Annotated in this window: 13 protein-coding genes; 5 read left to right on the plus strand and 8 right to left on the minus strand. The window is 70.1% G+C overall.

Going from position 1 to position 12707, the window contains the following annotated elements; genetic code table 11:
• Positions 1 to 16: 16 nt before the first annotated feature.
• Together SHK19_RS18485 and SHK19_RS18490 are read right to left on the minus strand one after the other, a co-directional pair.
• Positions 17 to 247: a hypothetical protein gene (locus SHK19_RS18485; protein WP_322454935.1), complete on the minus strand. Its 231-nt coding sequence runs from the start codon at positions 245 to 247 to the stop codon at positions 17 to 19.
• 124 nt (positions 248 to 371) lie between these two features.
• The gene (locus SHK19_RS18490) at positions 372 to 1379 is read right to left on the minus strand and encodes an NHL repeat-containing protein (protein ID WP_322937106.1); all 1008 of its coding nucleotides are present in this window, start codon (positions 1377 to 1379) and stop codon (positions 372 to 374) included.
• A gap of 210 nt (positions 1380 to 1589) precedes the next feature.
• Between SHK19_RS18490 and SHK19_RS18495 the strand changes: the two genes are divergently transcribed.
• A complete protein-coding gene (locus tag SHK19_RS18495) occupies positions 1590 to 3185 on the plus strand; it encodes a LuxR C-terminal-related transcriptional regulator (RefSeq protein ID WP_322937107.1) in 1596 nt (531 codons plus the stop codon).
• Between the two features lie 89 nt (positions 3186 to 3274).
• On the plus strand, positions 3275 to 3547 hold the full coding sequence (locus SHK19_RS18500; RefSeq protein ID WP_322454932.1) for a DUF4242 domain-containing protein: 273 nt from the start codon (positions 3275 to 3277) through the stop codon (positions 3545 to 3547).
• 101 nt (positions 3548 to 3648) lie between these two features.
• Here the strand turns inward: SHK19_RS18500 and SHK19_RS18505 are convergent, their stop codons facing one another.
• Together SHK19_RS18505 and SHK19_RS18510 are read right to left on the minus strand one after the other, a co-directional pair.
• A complete protein-coding gene (locus SHK19_RS18505; RefSeq protein WP_322937108.1) occupies positions 3649 to 5037 on the minus strand; it encodes a sensor histidine kinase in 1389 nt (462 codons plus the stop codon).
• Positions 5037 to 6689, minus strand: a complete 1653-nt coding sequence (locus SHK19_RS18510) for an FAD-dependent oxidoreductase (protein WP_322937109.1) — start codon at positions 6687 to 6689, stop codon at positions 5037 to 5039. The genes SHK19_RS18505 and SHK19_RS18510 overlap by 1 nt, the downstream gene beginning before the upstream one ends.
• Before the next feature lie 224 nt (positions 6690 to 6913).
• Between SHK19_RS18510 and SHK19_RS18515 the strand changes: the two genes are divergently transcribed.
• Positions 6914 to 7933 (plus strand): 1-aminocyclopropane-1-carboxylate deaminase, encoded by a 1020-nt coding sequence (locus SHK19_RS18515; RefSeq protein WP_322454929.1) that lies wholly within the window; start codon positions 6914 to 6916, stop codon positions 7931 to 7933.
• Positions 7934 to 7992: 59 nt separating this feature from the next.
• On the opposite strand, the gene SHK19_RS18520 is transcribed toward SHK19_RS18515, so the two are convergent.
• The gene (locus tag SHK19_RS18520; RefSeq protein WP_322454928.1) at positions 7993 to 8595 is read right to left on the minus strand and encodes an antibiotic biosynthesis monooxygenase; all 603 of its coding nucleotides are present in this window, start codon (positions 8593 to 8595) and stop codon (positions 7993 to 7995) included.
• Between the two features lie 373 nt (positions 8596 to 8968).
• On the opposite strand from SHK19_RS18520, the gene SHK19_RS18525 reads away from it, so the two are divergent.
• Complete coding sequence (locus SHK19_RS18525) at positions 8969 to 9481, plus strand: hypothetical protein (protein ID WP_322937110.1); 513 nt, start codon at positions 8969 to 8971, stop codon at positions 9479 to 9481.
• A gap of 33 nt (positions 9482 to 9514) precedes the next feature.
• Here SHK19_RS18525 and SHK19_RS18530 read toward each other — a convergent pair whose 3' ends face one another.
• The 3 genes from SHK19_RS18530 to SHK19_RS18540 all read right to left on the minus strand — a co-directional run bounded on the left by SHK19_RS18530 (position 9515) and on the right by SHK19_RS18540 (position 11554).
• Positions 9515 to 9907 (minus strand): RidA family protein, encoded by a 393-nt coding sequence (locus SHK19_RS18530; protein ID WP_322454926.1) that lies wholly within the window; start codon positions 9905 to 9907, stop codon positions 9515 to 9517.
• Between the two features lie 74 nt (positions 9908 to 9981).
• Positions 9982 to 11022, minus strand: coding sequence for an NAD(P)-dependent alcohol dehydrogenase (locus tag SHK19_RS18535; protein ID WP_322937111.1), 1041 nt, complete (start codon positions 11020 to 11022; stop codon positions 9982 to 9984).
• Positions 11023 to 11092: 70 nt separating this feature from the next.
• Positions 11093 to 11554, minus strand: coding sequence for a MerR family transcriptional regulator (locus SHK19_RS18540; protein ID WP_322454924.1), 462 nt, complete (start codon positions 11552 to 11554; stop codon positions 11093 to 11095).
• A gap of 280 nt (positions 11555 to 11834) precedes the next feature.
• Here SHK19_RS18540 and SHK19_RS18545 point away from each other — a divergent pair, with 280 nt between their 5' ends.
• Positions 11835 to 12662 (plus strand): GNAT family N-acetyltransferase, encoded by an 828-nt coding sequence (locus SHK19_RS18545; RefSeq protein WP_322937112.1) that lies wholly within the window; start codon positions 11835 to 11837, stop codon positions 12660 to 12662.
• Positions 12663 to 12707 lie beyond the last annotated feature (45 nt).

Consider the following 12707-nt stretch of genomic DNA (forward strand, 5'->3'; position numbering starts at 1 on the left):
CCTCAGGCCGTTGGACTCACTCCTCCTTGGTGCGAGCCGCGCCCAGACGCTCTTCCTTGGTGCGGTCCGCGGAGACCCGTTCCTCCTTGGTCCGCTCCGTGCTGCTGGAGTCCTGCTCGACCGCGACGGCCGTCCGCTCGGTGTCGGCGTCCGCCGCGTGCGCGTCGGTCGCCGTCGTCGCGGTCAGAGCGGCGACGCCGATCGCGAGTGCCGCGACCGACCTCCTGATCCCTCGGGGCATGCGCATCTCAGGTGTTCCCTCCCTGTTGTCGACGTGCCTCGCGGCACCGGGACCCCTCCCCCGGGTCGGGAACCACGGTAGCGGGAACGGCGCTCCCCCGTCCGGCGATCGACCGAAGCGACGACTGTCGTCACTGGAGCGCGATGTCGAACGTGGGCGCGAAGGCACCTACGCCCGGCAGCGCGACCGGCTCGTCGAGCTGGCCGGTCGCCCGGTCCAGCCGGACGAGGCCCACGTCCTCGTGGGTGATCCACACCGACTGCTCCGAGACCTCGATGTCGTCGACGTTCCCCGCGCCGGTGCCGTCGCGGACCGAGGCCGCGACCGGCTGGAACTGCCCGCTGTCGTCGATCGTCCCGACCATGTCGTCGAGACCGACCCAGAGCTGACCGGTCTCGTCGGCGCTCAACGCGTAGGCGGCCTCCACGCCCTGGATCGTCCGCCGCGGTGCGAGCGTCGCCGCATCCAGCTCGACCAGCCCGCCGTAGTGGGCGACCCACAACGAGTCGTCGATGAGCTGGACGTCCCAGATCACCTCGTCCGGGTTGTAGCGCCCGACCACCTCCCCGGTCGTGAGGTCGATCCTCACTGCTGTGCCGTCGTACGAGTTGGCGGCGAGCATGGAGTCGCCTTGCAACGCCAGGTACTCGAGGTTGAAGTCTGCCGACGGGAGCTGCACCTCGTCCTCCGGCTGACCGCTGGCGAGGTCGTAGCGCACCAGCTTCGGCTCGTCCCGGAGGGACATCCAGATGCCGTCGCCGTCGACGAGGAAGTCGTGGACGTACACCTCCTCGAACAGGATGTCGCTGGGCTGGCCGGTGGTCGGGTCGCGACGCTGGACCTCAGGCGTCTGCACCCACAGCGAGCTCTCGGCGAAGGCCACCTTCCAGGGGCCTTCGTCGACCGGGATCTTCTCCACGGCCCGGGTCGCAGGGTCGACCTTGAGCAACGCACTTGCCTCCGACGACCCGACCCACACCGTCGTGGGCTCCGCCACCGCTGTGGGACCGGCGTCCTCGGTGACCTGACCGGCGCTTCCACCCGAGTCGTCCGAACCCTCGGAGCCGTCGTCACCGCCACAGGCGGTGAGCAGGAGGCCGGCGATGACGAGAGCGGCGGAGCGTGCAGAGACGGACATGGCGACCTCCGGAGAGCGACGGGTCGACTTCAACGCTACGGAGGGAAGGGCCCGCGGTCTGCGGTAACGCAGAAAGATCGTCCCCGGGGATGAGCCGCCTCCATCCCTCCGGCGTCTACGCCACCCGGCCTCGGGTATGCCGGCCGCTCTGATCTCCGCCGAGGGTGCGTCTCCGGTGGGATAATCGCTGCGGCACAAGGGGTCGGTGTGATGCGACGAGAGCAGGCGATCGCGGCGGTGGGGCGTCGGGACTGGCAGGCTGCCTACGACCTGTACGCCGGTCTCTCCGACCGCACCGCGGACGACACCCAGCGGCTCGCGGAGTCCGCGTGGTGGCTGGGCCGCATGGACGAGTCGATCCGGATCTATGCCGACGCCTACCGTCAGCACCTCGAGAGCGGCAGCAAGTCCGGCGCGGCGCGCTCCGCGCTGCTGCTCGCGATCTCGTGCCGGTTGGTCGGGGAGGCTGCCCAGGGCGACGGCTGGCTGGGCCGTTGCGCGCGCCTGCTCGACACCATGCCCGAGGGGGCCGAGCACGGCTACGCGCTCTACTTGCGGATCGCCGCCCTGATGGGCAGTGATCCCGACGCGGCGCTGGAGTCCTCGCGCCGGATGCAGGACCTCGGTCGACGGTTCGCCGACCCCACGCTGGTCTGCCTCGGCGTCTACTACGAGGGTCGCTCGAGCATCAAGCAGGGCCGCGTCCGGGACGGCCTGGCCCTGCTGGACGAGGCGATGCTGTCCGCCCTGTCCGACGAGCTCGCACCGATGTGGGCCGGCGCGATCTATTGCGGCCTGATGGACGCGTGTCACGAGCTGCGCGACCTGCGGCGCGCGTTCGAGTGGACCGAGGCGACCCGGCGCTGGTGCGAGCCGTTGCCGCTGACGTCGCTCTACCCGGGCATCTGCCGGGTCCACCGGGCGCAGGTCCTGCAGACCCGCGGCGACTGGAAGCAGGCTGAGGAGGAGGCGTTGGGCGCCTGCCGCGACATGGTCGGCGTGGACGTCTGGGCGGTGGCGGACGCCCACTACGAGATCGGGGAGGTACGCCGGCTGCGGGGAGACCTCGCCGGCGCCGAGACGGCGTACACCCAGGCCAACGAGTTCGGGCGAGATCCGCAACCCGGCCTCGCGTTGCTCCGGCTCGCACAGGGTCGGGTCGAGGCGGCGACGGCGTCCATCGCCGCCGCCCTCGCCCCGGAGGGCGGCAGCCGCCTCGGGCGGGCGCCACTGCACGCAGCGCAGTCGGAGATCGCGCTCGCGGCCGGGGACCTCGCGCTCGCGGAGGCCTCGGCGCAGGAGGTCGCCGACACGGCCGTCGCCTTCGAGAGCGCCGGGCTGGGCGCGGAGGGCAACCGTTGTCGCGGGGCGGTGCTCCTCGCCCAGGGGCGGGCGGTCGAAGCGATGGCCCTGCTCCGCATGGCGTTCAACACCTGGCAGGAGCTCGATGCGCCGTACGACGCCGCGCGCACGCGCCTGCTGATCGCAGCCGCCTACCTGGCGCTCGGGGACGCCGACGCGGCGACACGGGAGAAGTCGGCCGCGGAGGCGTGCTTCGCGCGGCTCGGCGTCGTCGCGACGCGCGAGGGACTGCCGAAGGGACTGACCGCTCGCGAGGTCGAGGTGGTCCGGCTGGTCGCCGCGGGCGACAGCAACCGCGCCATCGCCGAGAAGCTCGTCCTGAGCGAGAAGACCGTCGCCCGTCACGTCTCGAACATCTTCGGCAAGGTCGGAGCCACCTCCCGTTCCGGGGTGACTGCCTTCGCCTACGACAACGGGCTCATGGGCACAAATACCCACGGCTGACCACGCGGACAGATGGGGATTGCGCCCGATGCCCGGCACCCTGCCGCGTTCCTACTTTGGTGCTCCACCCACCGATGAAGGAGCTCGAAATGCCCAAGTACGTGATCGAACGAGAACTGCCCGGTGCCGGCCAGCTGTCCGCCGACGAGCTGCACGCCATCTCCGGCAAGTCCAACGCCGTCCTCGCCGGGATGGCCCCCCGCGCCCAGTGGCTCCACAGCTACGTGACCACCGACAAGATCTACTGCGTCTACGTCGCGGAGGACGAGGCGGCTGTCCTCGAGCACGCCGAGAACGGCGGCTTCCCGGCCAATGTCATCAGCAGGGTGTCGACGGTCATCGACCCGGTCACCGCGGAGTGACCTGACCGAACTGAGGGGCGGGGACGCAGTCGCGTCCCCGCTCGCTGCAGTGGGCAGCTCGACCTCGTTGGTCGCCCTGGGAGCGTGACAGGGTGGCCACCTCAGCTCGACGACCGCAGCGGCAGCCGGACCCGGACGACGGTGCTCCCGGGCCGCGAGTCGACGTCGATCTCCCCGCCGTGCCGCTCCACGACGATCCGGCGGGACAGGTCGAGCCCGAGCCCGGTGCCCTTGCCCACCTCCTTGGTCGTGAAGAACGGCTCGAAGGCGTGGGCGGCGACCTCCTCGGTCATGCCCGGTCCTGTGTCCCCGATCTCGACGACGACGGCACGCTCGGCGGCGAACGTCCTGACCGTGAGCGTCCCCTCTCCCGCCATGGCGTCGACCGCGTTGTCGATGAGGTTGGTCCACACCTGGTTGAGCTCGCCGGGCGACGCCTCGACCACGGGTACGTCGTCCGCGTACTCGCGATGCACGGAAACGCCGCCAGAACGCAGCTTGTGACCCAGCATCACCAGGGTGCTCTCCAAGCCGTCCTTGATCTGGACCTGCTGGATGGGTGCGCGGTCCAGCTGCGAGTAGGACTTCACGGCCGAGACGAGGTCGGAGATGCGGCGGGTCGCATCTCGGGTCTGGTCGATCAGCGTCGCCGTGGTCAGCGCACTCGCCACCCACTCCAGGCCCGCCTGCAGGGCAGCGTCCTCGAGCAGGACGGCGGCGCGCTCGCACCAGGCGAGGTCGACGCCCGCCCCGGCGAGCGCCGGAGCGATCACCCAGTCGCGGTCGACATCGTGGTCGGCCATCCATGTCGACAGCTCGTCCTCGCGCTCAGCCAGCTCGACGCCGGTCGGCGCGGGCTCGCTGCCGATCTCCCGCCGCAGCTCGTCGAGGGCGACGAACTGGCTTGCGGTGATGCCTTGGGACGCGAGCCGTAGCAGCGAATCGAGGAGGTTGTCGCTGCTCTCCGCGAGGGCGCCGACCGACCGGACCGCCGCGGAGGCCGGGTTGTTGATCTCGTGCGCGAGCCCGGCTGCCAGCGTGCCCAGCGCGACGAGTGCCTCGCGCTGGCGGGCGTTGTGCTCGATCCGGCGCGCGGTCCCGATCAGACCGCGGAGGAGGTGGACCGCGAACGGGAACCACGCCTCGCCGTGCGCGGCGAGCCGATCGGCCGGGAGGCGGAAGACACGGCTCGGCTCCGTGACCCGGCCACTGCCCATGTAGACACCGTGCTCGTCCCAGGCGCGGAAACCCCCGGCCCACTGGCCCGGGACCTGCATCGTGGCCATCACCGTCTCGTCGTGGCCGATGCGCCTCACGAGGTCGATTCGGCCGTCGAGCAACAGCCACCAGTCGTCCGCCGGACGTCCCTCGTCGAAGATGCGCTCGCCCACGTCGAGGAAGACCTCCTCGCCCGCGGCGACGAGGTCGGAGACCTGCTCGTCGGTGAACCCGTCGAGGAGCGCGAGGGCCCGGAGCTCGTCGTACAGCATCAGGTGGTCGCCAGGTAACGGTGGACGAGGTAGACGGACATGGCACCCTCGCCCACCGCGGAGGCGACCCGCTTCATGCTGTCGAGGCGTACGTCGCCGGCGGCGAACACCCCGGGCACGCTCGTCTCCAGCGCGTACGGGCCGCGCTGGAGCGGCCATCCCATGGTCGGTCCCGGCGGTAGGTGGGGTCCGGTGAGCACGAAGCCGCGGTCGTCCCGCAGGACGGCGTCGCCGAGCCAGTCCGTCCGCGGCGCCGCACCGATGAAGACGAAGAGCCAGCGTGCCTCGAGGACCTCCGCGTCGCCTCCGCGCTCGCACAGGGTGATGGCCTCGAGCCGGCCGACGCCACGCGCACCGACGACCTCCGTCCGAAGCCGGACGTCGATGTTGGGTGCCGCCAGGACCCGGCTGACGAGGTACTGGGACATCGACGCCTCGAGGTTGTCTCCCCGAACGACGAGGACCACGCGCTTGGCGTGGCGGGCAAAGTTGAGCGCCGCCTGGCCGGCGGAGTTCGCGGCGCCCACGACGTACACGTCGTCGCCGCTGGTCTGGCTCGCCTCGCTGGCGGTCGCGCCGTAGTGGACGCCGCGCCCGACGACCTCGTCGAGACCGGGGGCCTCGAGTCGCCGGTAGGAGACGCCCGTGGCCACGAGCACCGCGCGGGCCTCGATGTCAGTTGCGCCGTCGAGGAGTACGGCGCGCACCGGGCCGCGTGTCTCGAACCCGACCACGTCGCGGGCCAGCACCATCTCAGCACCGAATCGTGACGCCTGCGCCACCGCGCGGTGGGTCAGGTCGGCGCCGGAGAGGCCCTTTGGGAAGCCGAGATAGTTCTCGATCGACGCGCTCTGGCCGGCCTGTCCGCCGGGGGCGTCACGCTCGACGACGACGGTCTGCAGGCCCTCGGAGGCGGCGTACACAGCGGCGGCGAGACCCGCCGGACCCGCGCCCACGATGCACAGGTCGTAGAGCGGCCGCTCGGCCCGCGTGCGCAGCCCGAGGGCGTCGGCCAGCTCGACCTGGGTCGGTGCTTGGAGCACGGCGCCATCGGGAAGCGCCACGACCGGAAGATCGTCCGGACCGGCGCCGGCGAGGTCGAGCAGCAGGCTGGCCTCGTCGCTCTGGCCGACCTCGAGCCACCGGTAGGGCACGTGGTTGTGGACGAGGAACGTCTTCACCCGATCCGTCTGCTCCGACCAGCGGTGACCGACGACCCGGACCTCAGAGGCGCGGTCGGGGTGGCTGTACGTCCAGTCGCGGAGAAGATCGTCGAGCACCGGGTAGAGCCGCTCCTCGGGCGGGTCCCACGGCTTCATGAGGTAGTAGTCGAGGTCGATGTCGTTGATCGCGCGGATCGCCACGTCCGTATCGGCGTACGCGGTCAGCAGCACCAGCTTGGTGTCGGGCGACTGCTGCCGCACCTCCTGCAGGACCTCGATCCCGGTCATGCCTGGCATCCGCTGGTCGCTGACGACCGCGGCGACCTGGCGGTCCTTGAGCACCAGGTCCGCCAGGAGCTCTAGTGCCTCGGGGCCTGTAGTTGCGCGCACCACCCGGTAGTCCTCGCCGTAACGGACCCGCAGGTCCCGCACGACAGCCGCGACCACCGCGGGATCATCGTCGACCGCGAGGATGATCGGCTTTGCCATCGGCGCCTCCCCAGCTCGTCGCACCGACAGTACCGGCGGGTCAGCCGCCCCCGACAGGCATTGTCAGGACCACGCCTCAGCACGGCACCGGGTCAGATATCGGCGCGGTCGTCGACGACGGCTCGGACGATCCTGAGAAGGGCTCGGTGTGAGCGGTCGCGAAGGCGCTCGAAAGCTGCCTCCGTACGATGACGGTCTCGCGCGACGGTCGAGAAGGAGACGAGATGTCGATCCACGATTTCGAGCGCTACCCGCTCACGTTCGGGCCGAGCCCGGTGCACCCGCTCGAGCGCCTCACCCAGCATCTCGGAGGAGCCCGGATCTGGGCGAAGCGGGAGGACTGCAACAGCGGCCTGGCGTTCGGCGGCAACAAGACACGCAAGCTCGAGTACATCGTCCCCGACGTGCTCGCCCAGGGTGCCGACACGCTTGTGTCGATCGGCGGCATCCAGTCCAACCACACCCGTCAGGTCGCTGCGGTCGCCGCGAAGCTCGGCCTCAAGTGCCGCCTCGTCCAGGAGAAGTGGGTCGACTGGGACGACCCGGTCAACGACAAGGTCGGCAACATCCTGCTGTCGCGGATCATGGGCGCCGACGTACGGCTCGATCCCTCCGGCTTCGACATCGGGATCCGCTCGTCCTGGGACGAGGCGATCGCCGACGTCGAGAATGCGGGCGGCAGGCCCTACGGGATCCCGGCCGGCGCTTCCGAGCACCACCTCGGGGGGCTCGGCTTCGCCAACTGGGCCTACGAGGTCGCGGAGCAGGAGCAGGCGCTCGACGTCTTCTTCGACACCATCGTCGTCTGCACGGTCACCGGCTCGACCCATGCCGGGATGATCGCCGGCTTCGCCGCGCTCGAGGACGCCGGCGGCCGTCCGCGACGCGTGCTCGGCATCGATGCGTCGGCGACGATCGACAAGACGCGCGACCAGGTGGGCCGCATCGCCCGTCACACGGCCCGTCTCATCGGTCTCGGCCGGGACCTGCGCGACGACGAGATCACGGTGCTCGAGGGCTGGGCCGGTGATCTCTACGGGATCCCCGTCGAGTCGACGGTCGACGCGATCCGCCTGTCCGGCCGACTCGAGGGCATGATCATCGACCCCGTCTACGAGGGGAAGTCGATGGCCGGGCTCGTCGATCTGGTCACCTCAGGCGAGGTCGGAGCGGACTCGAACGTCCTCTACGCGCACCTCGGCGGGCAGCCGGCGCTCAACGCCTACAGCGGGATCCTCGGATAAGGCAAGGCTCGCCCGGACCGAGCCCGCCGAGGACGGGCCCGGTCTCGAGCGATGGGGCGTCAGGCCATCTCGGGGACGTGCAGGTGTGCGTAGGCCAGGTCGAACTCGTGGACGTCGATGATCTGGCCGCCCGACTCACTGGCTGCCCGGTTCCGCATGTCGTTCGCCGCCTCTCGGCTGGCTTCCATCGCAGACCGGGACTCCCACGCCGTGGTGGCGCAGCCAAGTCCGGTCGCCCGGTTCACCAGCAGGCTGGCACTGCAGAATCCAGGGGTCTTCTCGAGCTCGGGAAGGATCCCGACCCGGAACGTCTCCGTCATGGTGTCGAGGTCGCCCTCGAGCCAGCTGACCCGGCAGCACTCGCCGTGGTGGCTGCGGTGCATGACGACGATCTCCCACTCGTCGACCTGCATGGAGGCGCCGAGGATGTCCCGGCCGCGATCACGGAGCGGGCGGGTCTGCTCATCGCTGGCGCCCATGGCCGCCTCGCTCTCCCACGAGCTGGTGGCGATGCACTGTCCGGACTCGCGGTCGACCAGCAGCGACAGACCGCGACAGCCGTCGACCTTGTCGAGCGCGGGCCCTGCTTCGTTCTTGACATAGGCGATGCCTGCGTCGATGTTCTCGGGCCTTCCGTGGAACGTCGTGGAACGTGCGTACACGGCCCGCTCCTCTCTCGGACGGGGCAGTGCCCGGCCGGCACCGCCGGTACCACCCTGCATACTCCGCCATGCGCGAGGACGCCATAGCCAGCGTGCGAAATTTGCTCGCGGAAGGACCCACCTCGGCGACCACGCGGCGTACGACGCAGCCACCCGATCGACGAAGCGCTCGGGAGCATCCGGCTGCGTAAGCGGATACCTCCGAGCGCCTCGTCAGGTCTAGGTCTAGCGCAGACGCGCGCAAGTCACAACGATGCTTGAAATCGCAACATCAAATCCGCTCCCGGCGTCTCCCAGGTAGGACGCGCTACCCGCACGCAGCCGGAAGCCCTACGATCAGTGGCCGGAAGCTCGGGATCATTGGAGTGCGCTCATGAGAAGGACCTGGCTGGTACGCGGCAGTGTCGTCGCCGTCCTCGTTGTCCTGGTGGGCGCATGGACCCTGGGACTCGCCGGGCTCGGCGACTCGCCATCGCCCGCCGCCGAAGACAGCGGTCCCGCGTCGCCCGACAGCTCCGCGCTGCCCAACAGCTCCACGGTGAGCGACAACCAACGTGCGCGTGATCGCGAGAATGCGAAGCCTCGGCGCAACCGCGAGTCGGCTCGGTCCGAGGACGCGGCCGCTGACCCGAGCGCGGACGCCGCCACCGAACCGGCGGGCGACGCCCCCGGCACGACTGGCCCTACGGACCCCAACATCCCGGACCCGTCCGATGAGCCGTCGAACTCGCCGCCGCCGGGCAACCCCCCGAGCAACCCGCCCAACCCGCCGAGCAACCCGCCGAGCAGCCCACCGAGCAGCCCACCGGGCCAGTCGACCCAGGACTGCGACCACCTGGGCGAAGTCATCGATTGCGTGCTGGACCCGATCACGAGTCGCCCCTGAGCGCACCCGCGGGCGGGCGCAGCTTTCGAGCGGTCAGTCGACCTTCGCGGCAACGGCCTCGATCTCGACCAGCCACTCCGGTTCCAGGAGCTGCTGCACGACGACGGTGCGCGCGCAGACGTGGTCTCCCAGGTGGCCGCTCAGGATCTCCACGTTCGCGGGATCGTCCGCGGCTGACGCCAGGAAGAAGCGCAGCGAGACGAGGTCTGCATAGCTCATTCCCGCCGAGCCGAGGACGGCCCCGAGGTGCCGCCAGACGAGCTCGGCCTGTCCGGTGAAGTCGGACGGCATCGTCACCCCGTCGGCCCCGTACCCGTTCAGACCGCTGATGTACAGCGTCCGCGCGCCCGCAGGGACTTCGACCGCGTGCGCGTAGCTGCGGTAGGGAGGGAAGAGCTCGGCGGGATTGTGCGGCGTGATCGGCATGGCCGCACCCTGCCATCCGGTCGCTCACCTTGGCGTGCGAGTTTCGCCGCGGCCGCGCGGTGGTCGCGCTCGGCTCAGGCGAGCGTCGCGGTGTCGATGACGAACCGGTACCGGACGTCGGACGCGAGCACCCGCTCGTACGCCTCGTTGACCTGGTCGGCGGAGATGACCTCGATTTCGGCCCCGATGTCGTGCTCGGCGCAGAAGTCGAGCATCTCCTGGGTCAGCGCGATGCCGCCGATCATCGAGCCGGCGAACGAGCGGCGTCCGCCGATGAGCGACATCACGTGCACGCTCAGCGGCTCGGCCGGGGCGCCGACGTTGACCAGGGTGCCGTCGACGGCGAGCAGGCCGAGGTAGGCATTGAGGTCGATGCCGGCGCTGACCGTGTTGACGATCAGGTCGAACCGGTCGGCGAGCTCGTCGAAGGTGCCGGCGTCGGAGGTGGCGTAGTAGTGGTCCGCGCCGAGCCGCAGCCCGTCCTCCTGCTTCTTCAGCGACTGCGACAGCACGGTGACCTCCGCGCCCAGTGCGTGGGCGATCTTGACGGCCATGTGCCCCAGGCCACCGAGGCCGACGACCGCGACCTTCTTGCCGGGACCGGCTCCCCAGCGCCGAAGCGGGGCGTACGTCGTGATGCCCGCGCACAGCAGCGGCGCTGCGGCAGCGGCGTCGAGGCCGTCAGGGACCGAGAGCACGTAACCGGCGTCGACGACGACGTGGGTCGAGTAGCCGCCCTGGGTCGTGCTGCCGTCGCGATCCGTACCGGCGTACGTCGCGACCATTCCGTCGCGGCAGTACTGCTCGTCGCCGTTGCGGCAATTGGTGCACTGGCCGCACGAGTTCACCATGCAGCCGACACCGACGCGGTCGCCGACCTGGTGCTTGGTGACCTCGGCACCGACCTCGGCGACGGTGCCGACGATCTCGTGACCGGGTACGACGGGGAACGGCTGCGGCCCCCAGTCTCCTCGGACGGTATGGATGTCGGAGTGGCAGATGCCGGCGTACTGGATCTCGATGAGCACGTCGTTGGGTCCGATCGCACGTCGTTCGATCGTGGTCGGTGCCAGCGGCTGGCCGGCAGCGGGGGCGGCGTATGCGTTCACGCGCATGCGGGTGTTCTCCTTCGTCAGGGCGCGGTCGACCTGCGGACCGAGTGGGTCCGCCACGGTGCGCCGTCGGTTACTGCTTCCTTGTCTGCTTCAGCTCGTCGGCCAGGGCGCCGGCCTCGCGAGCCACGAGATCTGCTCGTTCGGTGTCACCGGCATCGATCGCCTGCCAGTAACCGACCTTGAGGCGGACGTATCGCTGGCGCACGGCGATCTGCTCGGCCTCGAGCGCCAGCCGCTGCTCCTGCGCCGACAGCAACGCGATCTGCTCGCGAGCCGCTGCGGGCCCCAATTGCCCGTTGGCGACGTACTTCTTCATGTCGCTCACGGACATGCCGGTAGCAGCCAGACACGCGACCCAGGTCAGCTGATCGAGGTCGTCCTCGTCGTACACCCGGTGCTTGCTGCTCTCCCCACGGGCGATCGGGGTGATCACGCCGATCGACTCGTAGTAGCGAAGGGTGCTCGCCGGGAGTCCGGTCAGCGTGGCTGCTTCCTTGATCGTGTAGGTGCGCCGGGTGGTCTGGGTGCTCACGTCTACGACGTTAGGAACTTCAAGTACTTGAAGTCAAAAGTGACGTGCGTCTCACCGAGAGCGAAGGAGTGAGGGCTCGGCTTCGAGCACGAGGGCGTGATGCGCGAGTTCGGTTTCAAGCGCTGAGGGTACGTCGACGCCGTCGTGATGGGGCGAATACGCCGCTGACCTTGTTACGGTCCGAGCCAACGAGAGACCTACTCCACTTGCCGGCGAGAAGGGTGAGCAGCCTTTACGGGCCTGACGCTGTCTTGGAACATGGGCGGGGCAGGCTTGCCGCATGTTCCTCAGGATCCGCACCCGGTTGCCCGAGACCCCCGGGGCTCTGGCCACGCTGGCCGGGTGCCTGGGCGACGCGGAGGTCAACATCCTCGCCCTGCAGATCTACCCCGACCTCGGGACCGTCACCGATGACCTGGTGGTCGAGGTGCCTGACACCGTGTCGCCGGGCCTACTGCTCGAGCTGGCCGAGTCGGCGGGCTGCACCGAGGTCACCGTCGCGGTCTGCTCCGAGCAGGAGCTTCAGGACCAGCCCACTCGGTGGCTGTCGGCGGTGCGCCGGCTCATCGATGACCCGGCCCGCATCCACGCGGAGCTCACAGGACTGCTCGGTCCGAGGGTGAACCTCTCACCGACCGAGCAGGTGCGAGCCGCCGCGCTGACCGACATTGCCGCCGCGCTGGGCCCGCCCGCGACTCCGACGCCCGACCCTGACGCCGTGGTCGCCTACGACCAGACCACAACCGGGGTGAGGGCCAGGGTCGGCACCGGAGTGATCGGCTCCGCGGAGTTCACCCATGTGTTCCCCGCCCGCCCCGCCGAAGGCACCCTCGAGGTGGCCCCGGCCTGGCGGCGGATGGGCATCGGCAGCAACCTGCTGCGTCGGCTGTGCGCACTCGCCGCGGAGGCGGGGGCCGAGGAGCTCGTCCTGGTCGCGCCGGCGGACCAGCGCGGTGCCGCGGCGCTGCTTGCCGCCGCCGGGATGCGCGGCCGGATCCGGCTCACATCGAATGGCCTGCGGGTCCACCTGACGCTGCCCTCATCAGACGGGTCAGCAGGTCCGGGTGATGCTGGGCGCTCGACACCCTTCGGTAGGGAGACCGCGTAGCTGTCGTTGCAGCGGCACGGTCATCGTGGGAGCGCTACTGCGTTA

The organism is Nocardioides bizhenqiangii (genome assembly GCF_034661235.1).
Lineage (GTDB): Bacteria > Actinomycetota > Actinomycetes > Propionibacteriales > Nocardioidaceae > Nocardioides > Nocardioides bizhenqiangii.

Coding starts and splice junctions, on each gene's coding strand:
- SHK19_RS18510 (WP_322937109.1), bottom strand. CDS start 6,689: ATGGCAAAGCCGATCATCCTCGCGGTCGACGATGATCCCGCGGTGGTC.
- SHK19_RS18535 (WP_322937111.1), bottom strand. CDS start 11,022: ATGCGCGTGAACGCATACGCCGCCCCCGCTGCCGGCCAGCCGCTGGCA.
- SHK19_RS18500 (WP_322454932.1), top strand. CDS start 3,275: ATGCCCAAGTACGTGATCGAACGAGAACTGCCCGGTGCCGGCCAGCTG.
- SHK19_RS18525 (WP_322937110.1), top strand. CDS start 8,969: ATGAGAAGGACCTGGCTGGTACGCGGCAGTGTCGTCGCCGTCCTCGTT.
- SHK19_RS18490 (WP_322937106.1), bottom strand. CDS start 1,379: ATGTCCGTCTCTGCACGCTCCGCCGCTCTCGTCATCGCCGGCCTCCTG.
- SHK19_RS18545 (WP_322937112.1), top strand. CDS start 11,835: ATGTTCCTCAGGATCCGCACCCGGTTGCCCGAGACCCCCGGGGCTCTG.
- SHK19_RS18485 (WP_322454935.1), bottom strand. CDS start 247: ATGCGCATGCCCCGAGGGATCAGGAGGTCGGTCGCGGCACTCGCGATC.
- SHK19_RS18530 (WP_322454926.1), bottom strand. CDS start 9,907: ATGCCGATCACGCCGCACAATCCCGCCGAGCTCTTCCCTCCCTACCGC.
- SHK19_RS18515 (WP_322454929.1), top strand. CDS start 6,914: ATGTCGATCCACGATTTCGAGCGCTACCCGCTCACGTTCGGGCCGAGC.
- SHK19_RS18495 (WP_322937107.1), top strand. CDS start 1,590: ATGCGACGAGAGCAGGCGATCGCGGCGGTGGGGCGTCGGGACTGGCAG.
- SHK19_RS18505 (WP_322937108.1), bottom strand. CDS start 5,037: ATGCTGTACGACGAGCTCCGGGCCCTCGCGCTCCTCGACGGGTTCACC.